The 25,960-nt window shown below is 49.3% G+C and carries 19 protein-coding genes and 2 pseudogenes; 16 read left to right on the top strand and 5 right to left on the bottom strand.

The window, feature by feature from the left end:
- Nucleotides 1-88: 88 nt before the first annotated feature.
- Together NYE33_RS00105 and NYE33_RS00100 are read right to left on the bottom strand one after the other, a co-directional pair.
- Nucleotides 89-1,720 carry a sensor histidine kinase gene (locus NYE33_RS00105; RefSeq protein WP_341064273.1) on the bottom strand — a complete coding sequence of 544 codons (1,632 nt, stop codon included), beginning with the start codon at nt 1,718-1,720 and terminating at the stop codon, nt 89-91.
- A 104-nt stretch (nt 1,721-1,824) separates the two neighbouring features.
- A complete protein-coding gene (locus NYE33_RS00100) occupies nt 1,825-2,559 on the bottom strand; it encodes a response regulator transcription factor (protein ID WP_336102681.1) in 735 nt (244 codons plus the stop codon).
- Nucleotides 2,560-2,784: 225 nt separating this feature from the next.
- Here NYE33_RS00100 and NYE33_RS00095 point away from each other — a divergent pair, with 225 nt between their 5' ends.
- Nucleotides 2,785-3,096, top strand: coding sequence for a YbjQ family protein (locus NYE33_RS00095; RefSeq protein WP_038585821.1), 312 nt, complete (start codon nt 2,785-2,787; stop codon nt 3,094-3,096).
- Here NYE33_RS00095 and NYE33_RS00090 read toward each other — a convergent pair.
- A pseudogene (locus tag NYE33_RS00090) lies at nt 3,092-3,300 on the bottom strand (hypothetical protein); the annotation flags it as partial. The gene NYE33_RS00095 and the pseudogene NYE33_RS00090 sit on opposite strands and share 5 nt — an antisense overlap.
- A gap of 178 nt (nt 3,301-3,478) precedes the next feature.
- On the opposite strand from NYE33_RS00090, the gene NYE33_RS00085 reads away from it, so the two are divergent.
- The 7 genes and pseudogenes from NYE33_RS00085 (at nt 3,479) to NYE33_RS00055 (ending at nt 11,940) form a co-directional block, all read left to right on the top strand.
- Nucleotides 3,479-4,138, top strand: coding sequence for a CPBP family intramembrane glutamic endopeptidase (locus tag NYE33_RS00085; RefSeq protein ID WP_341064270.1), 660 nt, complete (start codon nt 3,479-3,481; stop codon nt 4,136-4,138).
- Between the two features lie 73 nt (nt 4,139-4,211).
- Nucleotides 4,212-4,487, top strand: a pseudogene (locus tag NYE33_RS00080) (5-methyltetrahydropteroyltriglutamate--homocysteine methyltransferase); the annotation flags it as partial.
- Between the two features lie 259 nt (nt 4,488-4,746).
- Nucleotides 4,747-5,817, top strand: coding sequence for an ABC transporter substrate-binding protein (locus tag NYE33_RS00075; RefSeq protein WP_336102683.1), 1,071 nt, complete (start codon nt 4,747-4,749; stop codon nt 5,815-5,817).
- Nucleotides 5,818-5,854: 37 nt separating this feature from the next.
- Complete coding sequence (locus NYE33_RS00070) at nt 5,855-6,595, top strand: IucA/IucC family C-terminal-domain containing protein (protein WP_341064267.1); 741 nt, start codon at nt 5,855-5,857, stop codon at nt 6,593-6,595.
- Between the two features lie 51 nt (nt 6,596-6,646).
- Nucleotides 6,647-8,335, top strand: a complete 1,689-nt coding sequence (locus NYE33_RS00065; RefSeq protein WP_336102685.1) for a helix-turn-helix domain-containing protein — start codon at nt 6,647-6,649, stop codon at nt 8,333-8,335.
- Nucleotides 8,336-8,506: 171 nt separating this feature from the next.
- A complete protein-coding gene (locus NYE33_RS00060; protein ID WP_341064264.1) occupies nt 8,507-10,219 on the top strand; it encodes an ABC transporter ATP-binding protein in 1,713 nt (570 codons plus the stop codon).
- Complete coding sequence (locus NYE33_RS00055; protein ID WP_042133541.1) at nt 10,216-11,940, top strand: ABC transporter ATP-binding protein; 1,725 nt, start codon at nt 10,216-10,218, stop codon at nt 11,938-11,940. The genes NYE33_RS00060 and NYE33_RS00055 overlap by 4 nt, the downstream gene beginning before the upstream one ends.
- A 43-nt stretch (nt 11,941-11,983) precedes the next feature.
- Here the strand turns inward: NYE33_RS00055 and NYE33_RS00050 are convergent, their stop codons facing one another.
- The gene (locus tag NYE33_RS00050) at nt 11,984-12,895 is read right to left on the bottom strand and encodes an SDR family oxidoreductase (protein ID WP_042133544.1); all 912 of its coding nucleotides are present in this window, start codon (nt 12,893-12,895) and stop codon (nt 11,984-11,986) included.
- Nucleotides 12,896-13,097: 202 nt separating this feature from the next.
- Here NYE33_RS00050 and NYE33_RS00045 point away from each other — a divergent pair, with 202 nt between their 5' ends.
- From NYE33_RS00045 to NYE33_RS00015, 7 genes are all read left to right on the top strand, one after another.
- Nucleotides 13,098-14,360, top strand: coding sequence for a carbohydrate-binding domain-containing protein (locus tag NYE33_RS00045; RefSeq protein ID WP_042133545.1), 1,263 nt, complete (start codon nt 13,098-13,100; stop codon nt 14,358-14,360).
- Between the two features lie 230 nt (nt 14,361-14,590).
- The gene (locus tag NYE33_RS00040) at nt 14,591-16,144 is read left to right on the top strand and encodes a response regulator transcription factor (RefSeq protein ID WP_231575394.1); all 1,554 of its coding nucleotides are present in this window, start codon (nt 14,591-14,593) and stop codon (nt 16,142-16,144) included.
- Nucleotides 16,145-16,162: 18 nt separating this feature from the next.
- Nucleotides 16,163-17,905, top strand: a complete 1,743-nt coding sequence (locus tag NYE33_RS00035; RefSeq protein ID WP_336103134.1) for a sensor histidine kinase — start codon at nt 16,163-16,165, stop codon at nt 17,903-17,905.
- Nucleotides 17,906-18,020: 115 nt separating this feature from the next.
- Complete coding sequence (locus NYE33_RS00030; protein WP_042133548.1) at nt 18,021-19,703, top strand: ABC transporter substrate-binding protein; 1,683 nt, start codon at nt 18,021-18,023, stop codon at nt 19,701-19,703.
- A 206-nt stretch (nt 19,704-19,909) separates the two neighbouring features.
- Nucleotides 19,910-20,782: an ABC transporter permease gene (locus NYE33_RS00025; RefSeq protein WP_336103137.1), complete on the top strand. Its 873-nt coding sequence runs from the start codon at nt 19,910-19,912 to the stop codon at nt 20,780-20,782.
- Nucleotides 20,783-20,799: 17 nt separating this feature from the next.
- Nucleotides 20,800-21,714, top strand: a complete 915-nt coding sequence (locus NYE33_RS00020; RefSeq protein WP_336103133.1) for a carbohydrate ABC transporter permease — start codon at nt 20,800-20,802, stop codon at nt 21,712-21,714.
- Nucleotides 21,715-21,839: 125 nt separating this feature from the next.
- Complete coding sequence (locus tag NYE33_RS00015) at nt 21,840-23,009, top strand: DUF4317 domain-containing protein (protein WP_042133552.1); 1,170 nt, start codon at nt 21,840-21,842, stop codon at nt 23,007-23,009.
- Nucleotides 23,010-23,147: 138 nt separating this feature from the next.
- Here NYE33_RS00015 and NYE33_RS00010 read toward each other — a convergent pair whose 3' ends face one another.
- Nucleotides 23,148-23,732, bottom strand: a complete 585-nt coding sequence (locus tag NYE33_RS00010; protein ID WP_042133555.1) for a DUF4304 domain-containing protein — start codon at nt 23,730-23,732, stop codon at nt 23,148-23,150.
- A 368-nt stretch (nt 23,733-24,100) separates the two neighbouring features.
- Here NYE33_RS00010 and NYE33_RS00005 point away from each other — a divergent pair.
- Nucleotides 24,101-25,960, top strand: a 1,860-nt coding sequence (locus tag NYE33_RS00005; RefSeq protein WP_341064261.1) for a hypothetical protein, incomplete at its 3' end; no start/stop codon positions are given.

Genomic DNA, 25,960 nt, shown 5'->3' with positions numbered 1-25,960 from the left:
TATGTGTTGACTCTGCTTACTCCAAACATGTGGAATCGTGTTCAATGTTGGGAGTACATACAGGGAAGAATCATTCCCAGCCAAACGCTCAGTTGGGCAATAAGATCTCAATTATCGTGCCTTGCCACACTTTGGATTTTACCTGGATTTCGCCGCCATGCGCTTCCACGATGGTTTTGGCGATGCTCATCCCGAGCCCGGATCCTTCCGTCGATTCATCGGAATTCGTTCCCCGGTAGTAGCGATTGAACAAATGATGCAGTGTTTCCTCGTCCATCCCTTTGCCATTATCGATTACTCGTATGCATACCTTGTCGTTCATCCTGCCGACATAGACGTTGACAATCACGCCAGGCGGGTTATGCTTCACGGCGTTGGACAGCAAATTGTCCATCAACCGCATCAGCCAGGTTTCATCGGCCTGTATCAGCAAGGGACAATCCTCCCCAACATAGTGAAACTGATACTCAGACATCATGGCGCCGTTGACGTACTTCAGTACGGAGCAGCGCACCAGCTCAACCAAGTCGATCTCCCGAAACTTCATGATCGAATCGCCCTGCTTGAGCTGATGAATCAATGAGAAGTCGGAGATCAGCTCCAGCATATAATCCCCCTTTTCCCGGATCGTCGAGCCCATGATGCGCATCTCCTCTTGGCTCCATTGCTCAGGCAAGCTCTCCAGCATATACCCATAACCTTGAATTGTGGCCAGTGGTGTGCGCAGATCGTGGGAAATCCCTGACATCCACTCCGCTTGCGCCTTTTCCAGCCTCTCGCGTTCCTTCTCGATCTGAGCCAATTGATGAGTCATCTGATAGAAGGATTCAATCACTTCCTTATAGAGCCTGTAGCGGATGCGCAACATGCCGTTGCGGCGGAATATCTTGCGCATGTCCTTGGCGGTCAGTACCTGGTCGTACTGTCCCCGGCCCATACGTTCGAACCAGCCTGCAAACAGAATCAGCGGCTGACCGTAGCGGTAGCCATGCCAGATGGAGATCGGCAGCGCCAAGAGCAGGATCAGAACTGTAATCCGGACGAGTCCACGCGTTGCCTTTTCCATCACAGGATGCTTCAGAGGGGCTCCCGCTGCATGGGGTGTATAGAGAATCCACGTCATTCCGCTCAGCTTGTCCCGATGGGCGACAATATTCGTGTCATAGTTGCTGGGCGATTGCTGGATGGCCAGGATATCCAGCTGTCGATACGCCTTCTGCACGTATGCTCCATCGCCGATGCCTTGTACGATATGGCTCTCGGGGTCGATCACCTGCAGATAGCTGCCGGTTTTGCGCAGCCGCCGGTCCAAGTGGGAAACCGCTTCGCTACGCACGATTCCATGCTGCCCGTAGGCATGAAACCAGGCAACGAGCTGGTCAAGGTCAGGACTAGGATAGCCCAGTATATACAGAAGCGGGTCTTGGAAAGCAAAATTAAGCTGAGTGTGTACGGCATACGTCCCAAACGTCCGTGTCTCTTGGATATCGAGCAGTTGAGCGATGGAGTAGGAGGCCGGCAGCGTATGATGCGGAGTTGTATTGACGGCGTAGATCACCTCTCCTTCGGCACTGACAACCTGTAGCCACATGCCTTTTTCCTCGATGAGCTTGTCCCACTCAGGGGAGATCTGAACCATCCCGTCCTTGTAATGAGCTTCTTGAGCGATCTGTTGCAGGACGCCAACCGGAAAGTTCCGGCGTATCTCATTACTCGTCATGTTCTGGAAAAACAAGATGCAGGCAACCAGAGTGATAGCCACCATAAGCAGGGCATAAAAAATCAATTGATACGTGAAGTGGAAGGCCATGCGCTGTTGGATCTTCATCGCTCCTGCGGCTCCTTCACCAGCTTGTAGCCAAGCCCGCGTACGGTAAGCAGCAGCTTCGGATTACCGGGGTCGATCTCGATCCGCTCTCGGATGCGCCGGATATGCACCATTACCGTCGAATCATCGCCCTGTCCGTTGATCCCCCAAACCTTGTCGTAGAGCTGTGTTTTGGAAAATACGATGCCGGGAAACTTACAGAAGTGCAGCAGCAGTTGGAACTCCTGCGCGGGGCAAGGAACTGGCTGTCCCTCCACGATTAGTTCGCCCTCCACCTCGTTGACGGTGAAGCGGCCAAACCGATAAATCCCCGGATCGGGCCGTTTCGCCGGACTGGACGCCGAGGTTTCTGGCTCCAGTCGGCGTATGCGTGCCTGAATTCTTGCGGCCACCTCCAGAGGATTGAAGGGCTTCGTGATATAATCGTCCCCGCCCATAGCGAAGCCTCGCAGGACATCGAGATCGGAAGCCTTGGCCGTCAGAAACAAAATATGCGGATTCCCGTATTTGCGGAGCTTGGAGCAGAGCTCCAGGCCGCTGCCGTCGGGGAGCATGATGTCGAGCAGGAGGATATCGGGGGCTTCACGCTTCGCTAAATCGAGAGCTTCCGCACAGGTGGAAGCCGCGTACAGCTGATGAAACCCTTCCCTGCGAAGCACCATTTGCAGCATCGTGACAATCGAAGGCTCGTCGTCGACGATTGCGATTTTAAAATCGGATAGATTTGTCATTGTTTTCACCCATTTCCATAGTAGCATAATCACTTTAACAGAACCTAAACGGCGGGAGTGAAATTAAGCTGATGTTTGTCTATCCGTTTAGGTTCTGTTTCATTGGGGCTGGTAGGATAGGGGTGAGAAAGCTCTTCGAACATACAAAGGATTGGTTTATGAGAAGATCGTCCCTAGTCAACAAAAGTATTACCCTATAGCCAGACCAATTGAGGAGGATAATTTATGATTATAACCACTACATCAACTATTGAAGGCTCCCCGATAAGGCAGTATCTGGGCATTGCCACCGGTGAAGTCATTATAGGAGCCAACGTATTCAGAGACTTTAAGGCTTCGATTACCGACCTCGTAGGGGGGCGTTCGGGCGCTTACGAAGGCAAGCTTCAGGAAGCGAGAGATACGGCATTTGCTGAGATGACTCAGAAAGCTTCAGGGATGGGAGCTAATACGATTGTCGGAGTCGACATTGATTATGAAGTCATTCGCGATGGCATGCTGATGGTTGCCGTAAGCGGGACGGCCGTGATCGTTTAACACCACGATGTTTGCCTCTTGTCTGGATGACACGTTGCTTGCCTTTGAGCAACCACGTATGCTGAAGCGCTTGGTAATCGCGGATCATCGACTCATCTTTGAAGAGCAAGTGAGGGATTTTCTCGTCCATTAACCTTTTTTCAAAGTAGGAAAAGTTACTTCTGTGAAGGCTTGTTGCTTGACTTCATCCACCGCAGCTAGCGTAGGTTGAAGTTCTTTATTCGATGATATGGAAATAAACCCCTTTTGTTCAACTTATATACTAAATAAGTCGTTATCTACGCATAACGATGCAAAGAGGTGTACACCCGTGAAAAAGGTTCAAAAATTGTCTGAAACTGAAAAGGAACTCATGGAGGTAATTAGCTCTTCCACGTCCACTATGCCCCAAGCCCGACCTGGCTGGCCAGAGACCCTAACTGCACTGGGGCTCTATCTGATCGGCATTGTTATGCTCGGTCTTTGGATGACGCAAATCCCTGACGAGCAAGCCATTTTGCGAATTAACATCGGGGGTGCAGGCAATGGTCTCGTTGGCCTCGCCGCCTTGTTCGCAGCCTACGCTCTACGGGTTCGCGGTCTGCGCGCTTTCGGTTTCCGGGCGATCGAACGGAAATGGCTGCTTGTGGGAGCCGCCCTCGGTGTTGTCGCGTTCGGCGGATGCTTCGTTATAGAGGGGGTATATTTTCACTTCATCTCCGAGCTGAACAACCAAGCGGACTTCCAGACGGCAGCGCAAGGTGGCGCGCTCTCACTCTTCGTTCTGCTTATCACTGGCGCTATCCTCACGCCGCTCGGCGAGGAGTTTGTATTCCGGGGCGTTATTGCCAATGCGCTGAACCGTTACGGAGCATGGGCCGGTGTGGTTGGCAGCGCTGCGATCTTCGGCGTCGTTCATGGATTCAACGTCATCCTGTTCGACGCATTCATGGTCGGCATCCTGAATGGTATACTGTTCCGTAAGACGGGTTCCATCTGGCCCGGGGTCGTGGTGCATATCGTGTATAACGGCCTCAATCTTCTCTACTATTCTACGCTATAGATCTAATTTTATGAGACATCGTGGCAGAGACAAACAGCTCGGTCAGCTGCGCGCGACCGGGAAACCAAGCTGTGCAGGCTCCCTTGAGGCGCTTGCGGTGTTCAAAGATAAGCCTGATACAGAAATTGTACTTGGATTGTTGTCTTCTAAGACCAATACGCTTGACGATGAGGCCCGTGTAGTTCAAATGCTTGATGAAGTCTCGAAAATCATTAATAAGGATAGATTATTACTTTCTCGTCAATGCGGGTTTGCGTCCTGTGATGGCGGCAATGAATTAACGGAAGATGAACAGTGGGCGAAAATTAAACAAGGACAACAGATTGCCCAGCAATATTGGGGTAATTAATATTTAACTCAGTTAATGAGGGGAGCAGGTCCCCTTCCTTAAGACTGTCGAAGGTAATGTCGGCAGTCTTTTTATATTGGATTATCGGAATCCCGAAGGGATACTGTGTAAAAGGAAGCATGCTCCTATGGAACACAATGTCGCATTAATCCGGCTGCAATGTCGCAAAAGTACATGGAAACGGAGCAGGCAGATCGATTATACTCACTTTACGAATATGATAATGAAAATCATTATCACATAAGAAGGGGGAGTCAGCATGATAAGAGCAACAAAGAGGCAGGCAACCGGCAGCAGGATATACGCCGCCCGACAATCAGGACTATTAATATGGATGCTGGCACTGATACTTGTGCTGACGGCTTGCGGCACTGGAGGGGATACCAAGGGAGGCACAGCCGCACAGCCGTCTGCAGCAGCTTCAGCGGGGCCGTCGGCGCCACCGGATACAGAGGCTCAGTCGTCGCCGGAGGCGCAGGCTGCTGCAGCTTTTCCGGTAACGATCTCACACCTGAAGGGCGAATATACACTGACGGAGAAGCCAAAGGTGATTGCAGCGCTTGATGTGAAATTCGTCGATCAATTGATAGCGGTTGGGGAGCGCCCGGCGGGCAGCGTTGTGGCTGGGACGAAGGATGAATTTCCGGAATATTTGAACGCCCAATTGGGTGATGTGAAGGTCCTTGGCACACGGGATGAGCCCAATCTTGAGGCTATTGTGGCGCTGAATCCGGACCTTATATTGATGACCGACTTTCAGGAGGAGGTATATGACAGCGTCAGTCAAATTGCGCCTACAGTGGTGCTCGACTTCTACGAGGATTGGCGGGATACGCTGGCTGTCATCGGTGCGATAACAGGTAAGCAGGCGGAGGCAGAGGTGGTGCGTCAGGCTTACGGGGACAAAATCACCGGACTGCGGGAGCAACTGGCGGCGAAGCTGGGCGATGAAACCGTAGCGCTGATTCGTCCGAGACCGGAGGGTATCCGTGTACATGGTCCCGAACACCGGACCGGAAGCATTCTTTATGAGGATTTGGGGTTAAATGCCCCGGCCTTCGTTCAGGAGATTAAAGATGACACCTCCGTTGAAATTTCGATGGAGACAGTCGCTGATGTCGGAGCAGATCATTATTTCCTGCTGTCGGATGATTTGTTCGCCAAAGAGGCAGAGGCTCTGGCAGGCAGCCCGGTCTGGAAATCACTTGATGCCGTCAAGAATAACCGTGCCTATGACGTGAATTCAACGCTCTGGATCGCTTACTATGGCCCCATTGCACTCAATATTATTGTAGATCAGGCCTCGGAAGCACTGCTGGGAACGCATTGAAATGGATAGCTATCTGTCTTCGGCCTCATGGAGGGACATGGCGGAGGAATACCGGCTGCGGCTGTGCGGTCCGCCTAAAGACAGCATCCGCACCCTTGCCCTGAGCCAGCTGCAGGAAGAAGCGGCATGCCGCGAATATGTAAGCTGGCTTAAGGATTATATCGGCGCGCCGGATATGCAGGTTGCGGCTTCTATGCTGGCTAAGCGGATCGGCTATCTGTGGATCGCGCCGTTGCTGGCTGCGATGACCTTTCATAACCGGGAAGTCTCCTTTCCGCTGGATACAAGCTTCCTTTATCATCCGGCTTCCCCGGAGTTTAAAGGGGATACGCATTTTCCTTTCCTGGCGGTGAATGGGCTTCGAACAGCATCGCCAACGGAAGACAGGGAAGCGTGGCGGGAGGAGGTCATTAAGGAGATTTTTGCGGTACAGCTTACCCCGCTGCTGCAGACGCTTGCCGCCATAGGACCCGTCCCGATGGCGGTGCTCTGGGAGAATATTATGGTGCGCATTGCCCCGCTATATTCTCCTGGAACAGACGAATCCGGGCAAGACAGGCAGCGGATGCAAGCCGATTTCGCTTTTCTGACCCGGACGGCTCCCGGAGAGTTGTTTGGGCCAAGGCGCAATCCGTTTACCCGGTTCACAGAGCATAATGACGAGACAACGGTTGCGAAGAACAAGCGCAGCACCTGCTGCTTCTATTACCGGATGTCAGGGGAGTATTGCAGGAAATGCCCGAAAATTGACAATGAGAATGAATCTCAATTAAAATGACAACAAGCACGTCCGTCTAGCAGAGGATGCTATTGTCAGGAGATGAGAGAAATGCCGCTGCAGGAGCAGGCAAGTTTATGGAGTGATACGGCGATCAAGACGCTTGACGTGCGCAGCGGTACTGTGCCGCCTGGCGGTGTTCTGAGCGAAGCGGGATTGTCAGCCAATCTGTTATTGCTGGCAGGCGGCGGGGAAGGGAGGCTTGTGATGAATGGCGAGGTTCGCCGTATCCAGGCCTCTTTTGTCTGCCACGCTGTTAAGGGGTCGGCATTTACGATGACTGCCGGACCGGAGAACATTCATTATACCGTTATTCTCTACAAGGCTGTTCCAATGTCGGGAGCCGCCCGTGTACTGTTCCCGCAGCAGAGCCACCCGCTGCGCACTTCGTTTGTTCATCATCCCGCGCATCCGGTGGAGCTGCACCAGACGGCAGACAAGCTCGCAGCCAAATGGAGCCGGGGAGAAGGGCTGGAACGGTTCCATGCCAATGCGCTGCTGCAAGGAATGCTGTACGAGCTTATTATGGAGCATGAACGCGGTCAGGGCGGCGGGGAGCCGGATATGGTGGAGGTTGTTGCTGCCTATATAGCGGGGCATTACCGTCAGGAGCTGGAGCTTAAAGAGCTGGCTGCGCTTGCCGGATGCGGTGCAAGACAGCTGCAGCGGCGGTTCAAGCAGGAGAAGCTGCTCGGGCCGATGGAATATGTGATCCGGCTGCGGATGGAGAGCGCAGGGCGGATGCTGCGTCATACGGATGCCCCCATCGGCGAAATCGCTGAAAGAACAGGCTACCGCGACATGTATTACTTCAGCAGGGCGTTCAAGAAATATTATGGAGTCCCCCCGCAGCTCTACAGGCGGACTGCCGCTTCAGAGCCCCGTGCTGGCGCTGCGTATTCCGGGCTGCCGGACCCGGTGATCAGTCATATGCGGGGCGAATATAACGTCACTGCTTCTCCGCAGCGAATCGCTGTACTCGATGTTCAATATGCTGACCATTTGCTTGCGCTTGGGCTGTCGCCCGCAGGAAGTGTAGGATTGGGCAGTGCGGTGTTGAAATTCCCCCAATATATCCGGGAAAGGCTTAAGGCAACGGAAATGCTCGGAACCTACGAGTACCCGGACCTGCAGGCTGTGGAACGGCTGCAGCCGGATTTGATTATCTGCACCGAGGTGCATGATCAGCATTATGAACGCTTAAGCCGGATTGCTCCCACTATCATGTTTCGGCGCAATGAGAGCTGGCAGACGATTCTGAGCCTGCTCGGTGAACTGACGGGCAAGCGGGCCGAGGCGGAACGTATTATTGCCGATTACCTTCGCCGCACGGCATTGCTCTCAGAAGAGCTTGCCCCGGTGCTGGCAGGCAAGAGCGTGGCTCTGATCCGCCCGCGGGAGTCACTGGTCCGGGTACATACGGCTTCGCACCGCACAGGCGCTGTGCTGTACCGCGACCTGGGTCTGCCTGCTCCGCTATTCGTCGCAGATACCTCCGACACGGCGTATCATATTTCCGTCGACAGGCTGCCGGCAGTGCATGCCAGCCACTACTTTTGGCTAAGCAACGAGCTGCTGCAGGATAACCTGGCTGTGACCGAGCAGAACGCCCGGGGCTTGCTGGATGCAGATGAACGGCAGCATATATACCCGGTGGATGCCGCTACATGGATCGGCTGCTATGGGCCGACAGGCATCAATTGCATTGTGGATCAGGTAGCCCGCGCCTTGCTGGCCTGAGTAGTGCCAATCCCAATAGATTCTATTAGATTTAGCCGGTTGTTGCATCCCTAACACCTGTCATTGGCAGGTGTTTTTTTGAGCTTCTTATATGCGAACGTTTGTGCTACAATACCTTTTGTGAATATATGGAAGGGGCTGCGTGAGTCTATGACAAAGAGGCAATGGGTCATGAAATTTATGCTGATGCACAAATGGGTTTTTCTATGCGGGTTCATGATCACTACGTTAATGACGATGGTCAACCTGATTTATCCGTTCCTGGGCGGGAAGATGATCAATATCGCTTTTTATGATAAGGACATGAGCGCCTTCTTGGATCTATGTCTGGTCTATGCCGGCATACTCTTGTTCAATCAGTTTGTTGTTGCAACGTTAAACAATCTTATTTCGTCGCAGATGATGACCGGGTTTGTCTTCGATATCCGGCGGGCTCTGTTCAACAAGATATTACATAAAAAAGGCAAAGACCTCTCCGGGATGTACAGCGGGGATATGATCAGCCGGATGAACCACGACGCTACGGATATTATGAATCTCGTCTTCTGGAGCGGACTGTGGGGATACTCCAACCTGCTGCATATCCTATTCGCTGTCTGTTTTATGTTTTACTACAATGTACTGCTGGGCGCTTTTACGGTCGTTCTGGTTCCCGCCGTGTTTTTTGCCTCGAAATATTTCAAGACCAGAGCGCAACAGGTCAACAAGGAGCTTCGGGCGGAACAGAGAAAGTTATCCTCGTATTTATTCGAAATTGTGAAGAATCTGCAGGACGTCAAAATCCTTAGCGCAGGTAAAAAAGTAACAAGCACTTATCTAAGGAAAACGGCTGCCATTCATAAAATGAATGTGGAAAACGGAAGAATCGGAGTGACCACAGAAAGGGTGAATGCATTCATCACGCTTGCCGCACAATTGCTCATATTTATTATCTGCGCCTATTTCATTGTTAAAGGCCAAATGCAGCTCGGTGTGTTTGTAGCCGCGATAAGCTATTTCAATATGGCCGTGAATTACTTCAGCTCCATTAACGGCAAAATTACCGATGTCTGGGGGCAGAGGGTCTCCCTGCAGCGTGTCGTGGATATTCTGAATGAGGATGAAGAGGATTACCGGGAAAACCAGCCTCCGCAGCCCATAAAAGAGGGCCTGATTGAATTTAATAATGTCACCTTCGGATACAGCCAAGACAGACAGGTTCTGAACGGGTTCAATCTCCGCGTCGATGCAGGCAGCACGATCGGCATTGTCGGTAGGAGCGGTGCGGGTAAAACAACGATGGGCAACCTGCTCTACAATCTGTATCAAGTGGACAGCGGCGAGCTTCTGATCGACGGTGTAAATGTTAATGACTATAACCTGCATAGCTTGCGGAGCCAGGTGGGGATTGTCCATCAGGAGACTATTCTGTACGATCAGACCTTGCGTTACAATCTTTCATTTACAAATCTTAAGGATAATGATGAAGCCCTGATAGAAGCGATCAAGAAGGCTGCTCTGTATGATGTGGTCATGACCTTCCCGGACGGACTGGATACTCTGCTGGGGACGGGAGGGCAGGAATTATCCGGCGGGCAGAAGCAGCGTCTGGCAATCGCCAGGATTTTAGTCAAGAATCCGAAGATTCTGATCTTCGACGAAGCTACATCCTTCCTCGACAGCCGGAACGAAGCGCTGATCCGGAAAGTAATGCGTGAGCTCTCGCAGGACCGGACGCTGATCATCATCGCCCACCGGTTCTCCACCATCCAGAGCTGTGATAGAATCGCGGTGTTAGCAGACGGTGTTGTCAAAGGCTACGATACTCACGACGTACTGATTACTAGCAATCCAACATACATAGACTTATTCAGCGAACAGTATGCAGGAGGTGAAGCTGTATGAAACGATGGGACACCTATAAGGCCTTAACCCGGGAAATAGACGGTATCCGACAACCGCTCCTTGCGCTGGGGATGTTCAAGATATGGAGCTTAGTATTCGGGCTGATCCCCCTGTTCTTGTACTCGTTATTGGTTAACCGCGTTTTGGTAGATAAGCAGTTGAATGAGCTTTGGCTAATCATCAGCGGGTATCTGGCGGTTTTCCTGCTTACTACAACCGGGATTGCCGTCAGTAAGCGATTTTCTAACCAGTTAATGCTGAAGTATGATCTGAGAATCAAGAATAAACTGCTCAAAAGGCTTATCAGCCTCGATAACGATGACTATAGCCAATATAGCATTGGCGATGTTAAGAGCCGGATTGAGAACGATTCGGCAATTGCCGGGAAATTTTTCGAGACGCATATCTTAGATTTTATCTACGCTGTTGTTTATGCTGTGGCGTTAGCGGTAATTCTACTATGCTATGACTGGCGGATTGCGCTCATCAGTTTTATTTTTGTTCCGGTTTCTTTGGTAACGGTTAATTTTCTGGGAGGGAAAGCGAAGCTTACCGGAGAGGAGCTCTGGAAACTGCAGATTCAGTATGAATCCTTTTTACACTCCAACTTTCAAAACTGGAAGGATATCAAAACCAATAATCTTGAAGACACCCAATCGGCTGAGCTAAACGGACATTACAAGAAGATCAGGCATGTGTGGTTTCTTAACCAGCTCTATATGCATCTGGGGATTACCTATTCGTTCTTCACCAAGAATTTCATTACCCAGCTGTTCATCTATTTTATCGGCGGATTATTTGTCATCAAAGGCTACTCGGAGGTTGGTGTGCTGCTTGTGTTTATCAGCTTTTACGGGCAGTTTTTCGGATACATCGAGAACATTAGTAATTCCATAATGAACTTCAAGAATGACTCGGTGAGTATCGGTAAAGTGATCGGGCTTCTAAATATAGAAGCAGCTAAGAAGCCTTTTAAGAAGATTGAAGGAACAGATATCAATGTTGACCAGCTGAAATTCACCTATGAGGGGAACGATTCATTTGCGCTTGACGGTATATCATTCTCTGTGGGTAAGGGGGAGCATCTGGCGATTGTTGGACAAAGCGGCAGCGGTAAATCCACCATCGCCAAGCTGTTGACAGGGCAGATGGAACCGCAAGGGGGAACGGTAAGCATTGGCGGCACAGATATCTCTTCGGTGAACAGTGAGAGTGTGTCCGACAAAGTGAGTATTGTTGTGCAGGAACCCGTTCTGTTCAATATGTCGATTAGAGACAACCTGCTGCTGGCCAAGGCCGGGGCAACCGACGCGGAATTGATAGAGTGCTGCCGCAGGGCGAGTATATATGATTTCATTGACACCTTGCCGGATCAATTGGATACGATCATTGGAGAAAAGGGTGTGAAGCTCTCCGGAGGCCAGAGACAGCGGTTATCGATTGCGCGTGCTTTTCTGCAGGACAGGGACATCATTATTTTCGATGAAAGCACAAGTGCGCTGGACAGCGAGAATGAGAGTGACATCATTAGCGAACTCAAGAGCCTGTCATCGGGGAAAACCATGATCTCCATTGCTCACCGTCTATCTTCCATTCTGGACTGCGACAAGGTAATGGTTCTGCAAGCGGGCAGGGTCGCAGCCTTCGATACCCATGAGAACCTGTTTAACCGGAACGAAGCCTATAATTTGCTGTTCCAGAATCAGTATAGGGCAGGTTGATATAAGGAGACCCGGATGCGTTCAGCGCCCGGGTTTTTGTATTTTATCTGTATCCTTCAGCATCCGCCGGTTTACCGGCATCTACGACCTCGACCATGTAACGCCAGCAATCCGGCTGGGAGCCGTCCATATCTGTGTACCCGTAGACTTGTGCCAGCTCTCCACTTGAGAGTGACCGTCCGTTCCATCTGGATAATTCGGGGTCTTGAGCAAGAGCAGCGACGGCCCGGCCTACATAACGTGGGGATTCCGAGATGATGAAGTGAGGCTCATTGGCAGCAGCATCCCGCCAGTTATCTTCTTGTATCCCATAGTGTTCGAGCATCATCTCCGAACGAAGCCAGCCTGGTGTGAGTGCTACCGCTGTACAGCCATAAGGCTTAAGCTCCTGGGCAAGAGCCCAGGCCATACGGGTCACGGAGGTTTTGGCCTGATCATAGAACATTGACACCCGGTAATTCTGATTGTTGTATTCAGCGATTCCGTCCGTCATCTCTACAATTAACCCATTCTTATTCTTAATCAGAAGAGGGATCGCAAAATGGCTTGTAATGAGATGGGTATCTATCGCGAGCCGTAACATCCGCAGCCCCTTCTCAAGGGAATGCTCCCACAACGGAACATTCCATTCGATGATCTTTTCGGCGCCCCAGATATCATTCACAAGAATGTCGAGCCGGCCTTGCTCCTCTTCAATGCGATTGACCAATTTCTCTACCTGGACAGGGTCCAGATGATCGACTTGAACCGGAATTCCGTGACCGCCAGCCCGGGTGACAAGCTCTGCCGTTTCTTCTATGGTTTCAGGTCGGTCATATTCGGAGCGTTGGGCTAGAGTTGATCTTCCTGTCACATATACCGTTGCGCCAGCTGCCCCTAGCTCGGTAGCAATCCCCCGGCCTGCTCCCCTGGTAGCTCCGGCTACTAAAGCGATTTTCCCTTGTAAACTCCTCATTCCGTGGTTACCTCCTTTGTTGAATACAGCTTCATTATAGAGTATGGGAATGACATCTATTGTCATATATAGTTTAGTTTTCGCGGTTTAAGTTTGATTTAAGTGTTATGGCTTATGCTTGGAATAAGTCAGGTAGCGTTAATGCTTATTGAACGATAAACAGCCTATAGATGACTACTAACTATACGAGGAGTGTTAATCCATGAAAATCATAAAGCTGAACAGCATAAGTGTCATTGCTCTAGCCGCAGTACTTTCTGCCGCAGGATGCTCTAATGCACAAGAAGGCAGCGGGGTTGCTGCTGCAACCACTCCATCTGTAGCTCAGACCGTGTCACCAAGCGCAACATCCGCAGCAGAAGAAGGTACTGTTGTTGAAACACCGGAAGCAGCCGCTCTAGACACCGCGGAATTATTCAGTGACCGGGACTTGGAGCAGTCGGCGGATCTTACCGCTGCAACACCAATGAATCTGGAAAGCAATCAGGATGTGACACTGAGTGAGGAAGGCGTGTATGTTTTGAGTGGTGATGTGGACAATGTGACGGTAACGGTTGAGGCTGCCGACGATGCCAAAATTCAAATCGTTCTTGACGGTGTGAGTATAACCAATGAAGATGCACCTGCCATTTATGTGAAAGCTGCGGATAAGGTATTCGTTACCTCCACGGACAGTGAGAACTATATGGAGGTATCCGGAAGCTATGTAGCGGATGGGGAGACCAATCTGGATGCGGTTATTTTCTCAAGAGCAGATCTGACCCTGAATGGAACCGGAACCTTAGATATTGTATCGGGTCAAGGAAATGGGATCTCTTCCAAGGATGATCTCAAAATTACCGGAGGCGTGTATACCATAGAGTCCTCTGCGGATGCATTAGAAGCGAATGATGCGATTCTGATCCATGATGGAACGATCACGATTGATACACAGAAGGATGGATTGCATAGCGAGAACGAAGAGGATACTACCCTTGGTAATATTTATATTGAAGGCGGCACCTTAACAATCACTGCTGCTGACGATGCCATTACCGGCAATAACCTGGTGCAAATCGATGGCGGAATCATCAACATTAAGAGTGCAGTAGAAGGTATTGAGGCAAATAATATTATTGTAAATGAGGGTCAGCTTACGTTGTATGCGACTGATGACGGTATAAATGCTACACCCAAAGTTAGTTCCGGCGCATCAATTGTGGTCAATGGCGGTACGATTGATGTAAGTATGGCTAGCGGGGATACGGATGCCTTTGATTCAAATGGTGATATTTATATTAATGGCGGGACCATTAATGTAGAAGCGACTTCCGCTTTTGATGCGGATGGTACAGCTGAATTAAATGGCGGCACTGTCACAGTTAATGGCGAACAAATCACTGAAATCACGGAATCACGCGGAGGCGGGTTCGGCGGTGGAGGTGGCCGGGGGGGCGCAGGCGGCGGTAGAGGGACGGGGCAATAATTAAGGGGAAGTTTCCTGGAATCCCCAATGAAGAGGCTGTCCCCAACTAACATGGCCTGAAGGCCACCATCGTGAACGAAAATGTCTTGGCTTGTGAATCTGTGTCTTCCATAATGGAGGTGCAGGTCACGAGCCGAGGCTTTTTTGATTTATAAGCTGGAATTTATATGCATTTCATGATAAATGAATACACAGCAGATGAACTCGAAGGAGGAAGGGTATTGTATAAGGTGCTGATTGTGGATGACGAAATTTTTGTGCGAAAAGGCTTGATTACGATCATGAATGAATGCTCGCTGGAATTTGAAATCTGCGGTGAAGCAGAGAACGGGGAGCAAGCGCTCGCTCTTATTGAAGAACTAACCCCGGAGCTGGTCATTGTGGATATACGCATGCCTGTACTTGATGGTCTGGAGCTGATCCGGAAGGTCAAAACAGAACAGGAGCATCAGCCGCTGTTCATTATCTTAAGCGGATATCCTGATTTCTCGTATGCCCAGCAAGCCTTAAGCTACAATGTCTCAGAGTATATTCTCAAGCCGGTTGATGAGCAGGAGCTTACCGCTGCCTTGAAAAAGATAGCCTCTACCCTGAATCAGCAGCAGCTTTTATCCATAACACGGGAGAAGCCGCTTGTCGAAACTGTCATCGAGAGCTTACTGCAGACGGAACCCGATGACCAGGTTATGGGGCGGATAGCTTTTGTACTGGAGCTTCCGCTCGCCTCTTCCTATACGTATGTCATCGCAGAAATGCAGGACAAGCTTCCTCATGGCGAAAGGGATTATATGCCCGCATTGAAGGCATCGCTGCAGCGTTATTTTCATCACGAGCTACAGACCTTGCTCATTCATGTACGTGCGAACAATCAATATGGGATTATTGTGCCTGAGCTCTGGATGTACGAGCGGAATGTGCCTGACCGGAGTAACTATATCAACCTGCTGGACACGCTGGAGAGAGAGCTTGGAACGACCGTTGCTTTGTTTATAGGCCATAAGGCAGGTCAGCTGAAGCAGATCGTTGGTTCCGCCGCCAGTGCCGAGAAATGCCTGAATTACCGTTTTGCCGCTGGCTTACAGGGAATCTTTATGGCAGATGAGCTGCTGGAGCAGCCCTTATATTATTTTGATATTGATGAAGGACTGCACAGCAAGCTCATTTATGAGGTCGAAGCCAATACCAAACAAGGCTATAGCTCCGTTGTTGATACTATTTTCAACGTATTTCAGGAACGTTATTTCGCTCCAGGGGCGGTTACGAACACGATCAGGCGGAGTATGATTGCCATCATTAATATTATCCGGCAGCTCGAAGGGGACGAGAATAACCTCTATTGGACGGACGAACTCCTCAACTGGCAGGTGAAATACCGCAATCTGAATCAGCTGAAGCAGGTTTTCCTGCATTTTGTCGGGGAGGCTGCTGAATATATCACCGGGAAACGCGGAGGCAAGAGCGAAGGGAATATTGAAAAAATCAAAAAATATATTGATGGGCATTACAGGGAAAATATCTATTTGAAAGGGATTGCTGCCGATTTCGATATGAATCCGATCTACCTCGGACAGCTGTTCCGCAAAACTTACGGTACGTATTTCAACGAATATCTGCTGTCGCTGCGTATCGAAGAGGCCAAGCGGCTGCTGCGGCAAACGAAGAAACGCATGTACGAAATCGCTGAGCAGGTCGGCTTCCAGAACGCTGATTACTTTGCCACCCAGTTTGAAAAGCTGGAGAATATGACGCCAACCGATTATCGCAACAGCATGATCGGGCAGTAAATAAGGAGGCTCACTTCTGTGTTGAACATTCGCCTGCATCATATGAAGCTAAGAAGCAAGCTGATTGTAATCTACATTGTATGCGTATTCATCCCGATCATATTGACCAATGTGATGTTCTACCAGGTAACCACCGTGAATATCAAGAATCAGAAGACAGCGGACGCAGAACAGGCAATGACCCTTTTACAAGCTGAACTTAGGACTGTTATTGAGGATGCGGCAGGCATATCCTACCTCTATTCTATAGACAGGCAGCTCCTTCAGCATTTAAACACCACCTATCTGTCTAATGACCATTATGTGGAGTCGCTGAATGCCATATCGAATCTGTTCAATCGTACCGACACGGAGAATAAAATAATCAGCTCCTCTGTCATTATGACGGACAATCCGACCGTTCTGTCCTCGGGACATATCATACAACTTGAGGATGAAATGCGGAATCAGGACTGGTATAAACAGATCAGTCAATTCAGCAATACACATCCCCATCTCTACGTTACGCCTGACAGTATCAGTATCATCCAAAGACTCACAGACCGCCGGCTTGAGACCTATGAGCATGTATTCAAAATTGATCTGAATATGAACTATATTAGACAAATCCTGGATTTGTCCAGCTTTAGTGGCGACTTCTATATTCTGGACCCCTCCGGTCAAGCGCGCTTCGGACGTCTCTCCAGCGGACAGCCGAGCGGGCTGATCACACAAGGACAGACCCTAACCCTGGGTGAGATCCCCAGGCCGGATAAGGCAATCGTAATCGGCAAGACCTATCAGAACAATCGTTATTTGGGCGGATGGTCGGTATACGGGGTTCTGGATGAAGAGATCATTTTGTCAGATGTCAGACAATCGGGACAATTTATCCTGTGGTTTGCGGGGATTAACTTCATTGTGCCGACCATCGTCATCCTGATCATATCCCGCTCGATCCATGCACGCATTAAAAGCATTCTGAAGCACATGAAGTCGGTAAAGGATAAAAATTTCGAGTTGATTCCTTATCACCGGGAACGGGATGAGGTCGGTGAGCTTGCCGTGGAGTTCAACCGGATGAGCAAACGGATCGAGAACCTGATCAATGATGTGTATGTAGCGGAAATACAGAAGAAAGAGCTGGAGCTGCGTCAGCGTCAGGCTCAGCTGCATGCGCTTCACAGCCAGATTAATCCTCACTTTTTGTTCAATGCGCTGGAGACGATCCGGATGCGGAGCCTGATGAAGGGCGAGACCCAGACCGCCCGGACGATTCAGAATATGGCGAAGATCTTCCGCAAATCGATTCTGTGGAAGAGCAGCTTCGTGACGATCCGTGAAGAGCTTGAGTTAATCGAGAGCTTCCTGGAGATTCAGAAATACCGCTTTGACAGCAAGCTTGACTACCACATCGAGGTGGATCAATCGTTGCTGGACATCGAAATACCGAAGATGGCTTTTCTTCCGTTTGTGGAGAACGCAAGCATTCATGGCATCGAAAATATAGCAGGCATCGGGTATATCAATATTCAGATCGCGCAGGAGAACGGACAAATCGTCTTCGTCATTATGGATAATGGCAAGGGGATGGATCAGGAGAAGATCAGGGAGCTTCATCATTACTTTGAGGCGGAGTCTGCCATGGGCGATTCGATCGGCATGAAAAATGTCATTACACGGCTGAGAATATACTACGGCGAATCCTTCTCCTTCACCATTACCAGCGAGTCTGGAGCGGGAACACGCATCATGCTCAGGCTGCCGCTCAATAATAAATAAAGCTTGTTTCTTAATTATTCAAAGACCGATCTAAGGTTTGCCCTGTAACAATGTTAAGCGCTTTCTTTTATAATGAGGGTGTTCTCAAGCACAAAGAAAAGAAAGGGGATATGAAATGCGTACAAAGAAATGGTTGCAAACCGGCCTGGCTGTTGTCATGGCTTCGGCACTCCTCATTGTCGGCTGCTCGAATGGCAATTCAGGGGGAAAGAACAGTGAGTCCGGCGGAAAGAACAGCGAGGTCAGCACCGAGCCGGTTACCTTCACTTACTTCGGGTTCGGGTCACAACCAGATATCATGGGCAGTGAAACCACCATCGGCAAGAAGCTTCAGGAGCAGACGGGTGTGGACTGGAAAATAGAAAACGTGGTTGGGGATGCAAGCACCAAGTCCGGTGTTATGATTGCCGGCGGCGATTATCCTGATGTAATCTCTCCGGTCGGCGAGCTGGCCAAGTTCCTGGATGCCGGTGCACTGATTCCGCTTAATGACCTGATTGAAAAGTACGGCCCCAACATCAAGCGCGTCTACGGCGACTACATGAACAAAATTACGAATGAGGATGGCAACATCTACATCCTTCCCTACACTGCAAATGTAAACGGATACTTATCCCCGCCGGACCCAAGCGGCACCTTCTGGATGCAAAGACGCGTCCTCAAGGAATTTGGTTACCCGCAAGTGAAAACGCTTGACCAGTACTTTGATCTGATTGAGAAATACCAGGCCAAGTATCCTAAGGTTGATGGTAAAGATACCATCGGCTTCGTAACCTTCGCCGGTACAGCCGGTGAATTCTACACCATTACGAATCAGCCGATGCATCTGGCCGGTTACCCGAATGAGGGCGGTGTCATGGTCGACATGGAGACCCATGAAGCCAAGCTGTATCAGGGAACTGACAATGAGAAGCGCTGGCTGGCCAAATTGAACGAAATGAACGGCAAAGGCCTGGTTGACCCGGAGACGTTCACCGCGAACAAAGACCAGTATCTGGCCAAGCTGACCTCCGGCCGTGTACTGGGATATGTCAACTATTCCTTTCAGATTAATGATGCCATTACCAACCTGAGAACTGCCGGTAATGACGATCTGCGTTATGTAGCCCTTCCTATCGTATATGAAGAAGGAATTAAAGATGCTTACGTTGATCCTCCATCCTTCGTTAACAACCGCGGACTGGGTATCTCGGTCAGCGCAAAAGATCCGGTACGCATCATTAAATATTGGGATAACCTGCTGACCGACGAGAATCAGAAGCTCGTGCAGTGGGGTGAAGAAGGCGTTACTTACTCCAAGAATGCCGAAGGCCGTATGGTAATGACCGAAGAACAGCTTAAGAACCGCAACGACAATGATTTCAAGCACAAGTACGGCTTTGCTTATTTCGACTACGAATGGCCGCGTTATGGTGATAACTCTGTGTATGAGGACGGCAACGCCCATGTTCCGTTCAACCAGCCGGAAGTTGCAGCCATCAACTATACAGAAGGCGACAAAGCCTTGCTGAAGGCCTATAACCTGAAGACCTTCTCCGACCTCTACGCCAAACCAGTGGAACGTCCATGGTACCCTGCTTGGAGTATTGAGAAAGAACCGGGCTCCCCTGAGCAGCTCTTCAGCCAGAGATCCGGCGATTTGCAGCAGAAATATTATCCTCGTATGGTGCTTGCCGCACCAGGAGGCTTCGAAGCGGTCTGGAATGAATACCTTGCAGAATACAATAAATTGGACATTAAAGGCTACGAGGAATTTATGACGAACAAGGTGAAGGACCGCATCGACGGCAAATGGTAAGCTGACCGCTTCTCCATAAGCATGATGAACCGGGAAAAGTGAAGCCAGCCTTCACTTTTTCCTTCTATCCTTGTTACGAAAGAGAGAATATGGAGCTAGGAAAGGGGACGGTACAGGTGGGGAAAACCGCTGTGCAGTTGGCAAAATCGAATAATACCGGCACTTCGCGCTTCACAACCTTTTTTAAAGAGCTATCTAAACAGAAAATGCTTATGCTGATGTCTTTGCCCTTTCTAGTCTGGGTGTTTGTATTTAAATACCTCCCGCTATGGGGATGGACCATTGCTTTTCAGAAATTCAAACCGGCAAAAGATTTCTTCGACCAGAAGTGGGTCGGCTGGGATAATTTCAAATTTTTGTTCAAGGAGCAACAGTTTTATCGGGTGCTGCGCAATACCCTCGTTATGAGTTCCATTAACCTGGTACTGGGTTTTGTAACGGCTATTGTACTGGCTCTTCTGCTGAATGAGCTGCGTAATATCTTCTTCAAGCGCACGGTGCAGACGATCAGTTACTTGCCTTACTTCATCTCTTGGGTTGTTGCGTCCAATATCGTGCAAACGGCACTGGCACCGGAAGGGATCATCAATGTGCTCCTGCTCAAGATGCAGCTCATTGATCATCCGGTTCTGTGGCTTGGCGTCGGCAAATACTTCTGGGGAATTCTCGGAGCAACAGAGGTCTGGAAGAATGTCGGCTGGAACACTATCATTTATCTAGCGGCCATCACCTCTATCGACCCGTCACAATATGAAGCGGCCGAGATTGACGGGGCCTCCCGTCTGCAAAGAATGTTCTACATTACGCTTCCAGGCATCAAACCGGTTATTGTGCTGATACTTATTATGAATCTGGGCCATATTCTGGAGTCCGGGTTCGAGGCACAGTACCTGCTGGGCAACGGTATGAATTTGGACTTCTCGGAGAATCTGGATATCTTCGTACTGAAATACGGGATGCAGATGAACAACTTCGGGCTTGCCACCGCAGCAGGTATATTCAAGACGCTGGTCAGCTTTATCTTCTTAATCTCAGCCAATAATATCGCCAAACGTATGGGCGAAAGCAGATTGTACTAGAAAGGAGGGCACATGTTATGGCTCAATCCAAATCATTCCGCAATTCTTCATTAAGTGACCGGATCTTTGATGTATGCAATATTATCTTCATGATTCTATTGGTTATTGTCACCCTCTATCCGTTCTTGAATATGTTCGCTTTATCGTTTAATGATGCGAATGATTCCGTCCGGGGGGATATTTACATTTGGCCGCGGGAATGGACGCTGCGAAACTTTGACTATGTGTTTAGCGGATCCAATATCTTCTATGCAACGTTTATCTCTGCGGCACGGACCATTGTGGGGACTGTGGTCTCCGTATTCTGTACAGCGATGCTGGCCTATACGGTAAGCCGCCCGGAATATAAGCTGAAGAAGTTTGTGTCCGTCACTTTTATTTTCACCATGTACTTCAGTGGCGGTCTGATTCCGGGCTACCTGCTGATCAAAGAGCTGGACATGCTTAACACCTTCTGGGTTTATATCATCCCGGGCATCATCGGCGTTTTCAATATGATTGTCATCCGCTCCTTCATCGAAGCATTGCCTGAAGGGCTAATGGAATCGGCCAAAATTGACGGCGCCGGAGACTTCATTACGTTCGCGCGCATTGTACTCCCGTTGACCGTTCCGGCCCTTGCTACAGTCTCATTGTTTGTGGCAGTCTATCAGTGGAATTCCTGGTTCGACGTATTCCTGTATAACTCTTCCAAGCCAGGTCTGAGTACCCTGCAGTATGAACTGATGAAAATGCTGTCCACCACAAACACCTCCTCTGCAAGCTCGGCAGCCGATGCCTTTGCTAACGCACAAGGCAACAAGGGTGCCGTGACACCGACTTCTATACGTGCAACGATGACTATTGTCGCCAGTGTGCCTATTATTATCGTGTATCCCTTCCTGCAAAAGTACTTTGTCAAAGGTATGGTTGTCGGTGGCGTGAAGGGTTAAAATGAGGTCTTATGCCTGGCGAAAATTAGTATAAAATAAACGATATAAAAACCCTTCTGGCGAAGGGTTTTTATATCGTTTATACTGATTAAACCAATTTATTTCATAGGAGCTGTGCCCAGAACATGATAAAGAAAGAAGCTGCACATATACGTAAGCAATTTAAGATGGACCACGATCAGCTGCATCTGTTCGATATTCTGAACGTGTATATTATGAAGGAAACCAATGAAATCTATCATTGTGAACGGCAGCCGTTCGCCATGCTGGACCGGGAGAAGCAGGAGCTGTATATGGCGAATTTCCGGAAACTGCTGACCGGCGAGCTGGATCATAAACTGTTCGAGCTGAAGTTCCTTGAAGAAGCGGAGGAGCCGTCGCAGGTCATGCTTCACCAGGGGCTGGTGACGGGCGATCCGGAAGAATGGCAGGACCTGATGCTGATGCTGGTGGATAAAATGCTGGTGGACGTCAAGTATGAGAAGGATGCGGTAATTACGTTTGTCCGCGGACAATACTTTCGGCCGACCAAGGCCCGGAATGACGAAGCCGAAGAGACAGGTAAGGATGAGATGTTCTCACATCCGTTCATCCTATGCAGTGTGAACTCCACGGAGCAGCAGCGCAAAACCCTCCTGTTCGATTATGTGGAGCGGGAATTCAAATACAATGTGATGGTTGATCCGATCATCAAGCTTAGCACGCCGGAGCAAGGGTTCTTCTACCCGAGTGTAACGGACAACTATTCGGATATTAATCGTATCCTGTATTGTACAGGGAGCTCGAATAATCCTAACCCTCATTTCATCGAACAGGTGCTGAATGCGGAGCGGTCCGTGACAGCCATGGAAGAGAGATCCATCTTCGAGGATATCGTAAAGGAAATAACGGGCGAACAACTCGATGTGGCGACCATTGCGCAGGTATACGAAAGTATTCATCAGGTCATCGAGGACCATGAGGATGAGGAAGAACCGCCGAAGCTCGATTACCGGGATGTAGAGCGTGTGCTGAAGGCAAGCGGCGTAGAGGAAGTGACGATGGAGAAGGTAGAGCGCGCGTTCGAAACCATCGTCGACGATAAGAATTATGAGATGAAAGCAAGCAGCGTGATCCCGAAATTCACATCCAAATCGATCAAGATCGATACAAAGGTAGCTTCTATTACGGTCAGCCCGCAGGATCTGAAGTATGTGAGACAGGTAAATTATCAGGGGAAACGCTGTATCCTGATTGAGATTGATGAGGATGCTGTAATTGAAGGGTTTACACTGATGTCGGAGAATCTATCCTGACCTGTACAGATAGATGTATATTGCAAGGGCTATCCCGACGTCTCCTTACGAGAGCGGGAAGCCCTTTTATTTGTGTAGGGTTGGTGCGAGTGCGCACGGGCCGAATGTATGCGAAAAACCGAACCCAATGTGCTAACGCTAAAGCTTCAGCCCGTATTTCGCCCAAACCGCTGCATACTTCTTCTCCAAGATCGCCCAGCGCTTCTCGGCGCCGTATTTCGCTTGGAGCTGCTTCAGGTATTGCTCCGCAGTCTCTGTATCCCCTGTATCCAGCAGGAACCCGAAGGTCTCCTCACTTAAATGCAGTGCTGTCCGCTGCATATAGTATTCAATAATGGCCCTGGCATCGGTTAAGGTGTACAAGAATTGAAGACCCTGATCCAAATGGAGCAGCAGGTCTGCCGTGAACTTGTCCACATCTACCTCCGGCGTCAGGAAGTAGCGTTCCGGGGCGGCGGGGACGATGTTCCTGATCCGGACATAGAAGTGAGGCAAGCCCAGAGACGAAGCAGGCCTATATTGCGCAAGCTCTTCGGAATGAAGACTGTAATTCACATAGAAGCTGAGTTGCTTGTGTGTATTGTACTTGTATTTCTGGATATTGATTTTATAGCTGAGTTGGCCTTCTGTTTTGTAGAAATTCAGATCTTTTGTACGATAGCCCTGTGCGGAGAAAAAAGGTTTCACGTCTTGCTTGATGATCGTCTTAAACAACTCTTGCAAAGGAATCCCTCCCCATCCATAGTTAATTATGATGAACCTCTGATTGATCACATGCCAGGCACCATTCTACTATAGCAATAAATACTTGCAGATGCCAAAAAGAGGAACCAAAAGTAAATGCGGAATCCGATGATAGGGTTACCCCGGAATAGATATAGACATAGGGCCTGGGCATGGATGCTTGGGTCTTTTTTGTTATTAAGCAATAATAAAAGTCATGTGAATCAGGCTAATTACTACGATTGTTTGTCGAAAATTAAACTTATTCATGCGAAATGTCGATAAAGTAGACTAAGAGTTTTTGTTGTGCGCTCATACGGAAACGTTATCAATTTATAAAAGATACTCATTCGACGAGGAGGAACGAAATGTTGAAAAAGATAGGCAAGGTAGGCAAAATAGGACTGGCTCTGGTGCTGGTCATTGGGCTGCTGCCCCTGATGTCACTCCGCGCATACGCGGCGATGCCTTCATTCACGGAAACAAAGGACTTTGTTATCGAGCCTCCGGCAACATACAATGCGGGCAAAAATATTTCCACTGCCCAAGGTCTTCAGGACGGAAGTACGGCAGTGTTGCTGAATTCATTTGTCTATGAAGGTAATGTTTTTGTTTCATCTAATTTTTTGAGGGTTTTTGATAGTGCAGGAATGCTGATCACGGATGTGGATCTGAGCAGTTTAATGGACACTTATTACAAAATGACTTATGTGAGTATGCTTGCGCTAAATAACGGTAATCTATTAATTACTTACAATAAAAGCGACTCTAATGACCATAATCTGCAATTGGGGACAGTGAAGGAGAGCACTCCTAACACCTATTTCATGGTACTTAACAAAGAGGGGCACAAAGTAACCGCCCAGACTCAGATTAATACATTTAGTGATGGAAGTCTTCCGCCGCAGCTTACACGTAATGTATCGATAGCAGAATTGTCCGATGGTAACATCGCCTTCTCCTGGCAAAGAAACGACAATAAGAGCACAGTTACCCGTGTGTTCACCGCTGCGGGTTCGCCTGTTACAAGTGAAACACTTCTGGTAGATGCTAATGCGAGCATGTCTTATGTATCCGCCGGAGATGGTGTATATATGGTTGCTTACAATTCGGGGCCCTCGAACGATAATATTTATCTGAAGCTATTCAGCAACAGCGGAACACTCTTAAGAACAATTGATGTAGGAGCAAGAACGAATGAGAGACAGCTGTATCTGTCTACGCTAAATAACGGGAATTTCATGCTCAGCCAATATTACTGGGTTAATGATAGCTCTACGGTCTCCTTATATGATAACGAGGGGAATAGCCAAGGCAGATTTACGATAAGCGGTTCCCTGGGGGAAGCTTCGGCTGCAATCTATAAGAACGGTGCACTGCCGGGTTTTGTAACAGTAAGCACTGATCCCACCTCTAATGAAGCCATCAACGATGCATACAACTACGGTACAGAGTGGTCAGGAACTCAGTATGCTTACCTGAACTACTATGATTATGAAGGCAACCTGGTCTTAACCTCAGATCAGCCTGTAGATTCCGCTCCGGTGGTATTTCAGGGATATGATGAAGACAGCTGGATGTTCGCTGTAGAATATTATCCGAAATTCGCTTTGTATCCCGCCTTCGGCGATAAGGTTGTTCTCATCAAAACAGATAATACGGATGCGAGTCACTATAGAATAAAGGGGAAGCTGTTTGATACAGAGACTTCAACTCCGGTTGTGCTGCTGTCAGCGGCAGCTGACGGCGTAGCCGGAACAACAACATCGACGAAAATTGATCTGACCTTCGATACTGCGATTGCCGGGCTGACGGCAGGCGATATTACAATTACAGATGGCGCTGGTTCTGCTGTAAAAGGAGCTTTGAGCGGGTCAGGGACAGAATGGAGCATCGGTCTTACTTCGGTGATAACTGAAGGTGACGTATCGGTAGCGGTAAATTCGCCAAGCGGGTACAAGATCAGCGGTTCGCCGATGACGGTAGCTGTATCGCTGTTCACGGCATTGCCGGAAGCAACCCCGGCAGCAGAAATTGACTATGCGGCTGAGCAGCTGACGGGACTGGCGACAAGCGGGTCGTACACGATAAACGGTACACTGGCAGTAACGGCGACAGCAGATGGCAAGCTGGCTATAGATAGTAGCTGGCTGGGCACGTCACTGAGCATTGTGAAGAAAGGCAACGGTTCGACGACTATAGATAGCGTGGCGCAGACGGTGAGCATC

Source organism: Paenibacillus sp. FSL R10-2199 (genome assembly GCF_038000235.1).
Lineage (GTDB): Bacteria > Bacillota > Bacilli > Paenibacillales > Paenibacillaceae > Paenibacillus_AQ > Paenibacillus_AQ phytohabitans.
Note: the sequence above shows the minus strand (reverse complement) of the source record. Positions and strands in the feature narration are given on the sequence as shown.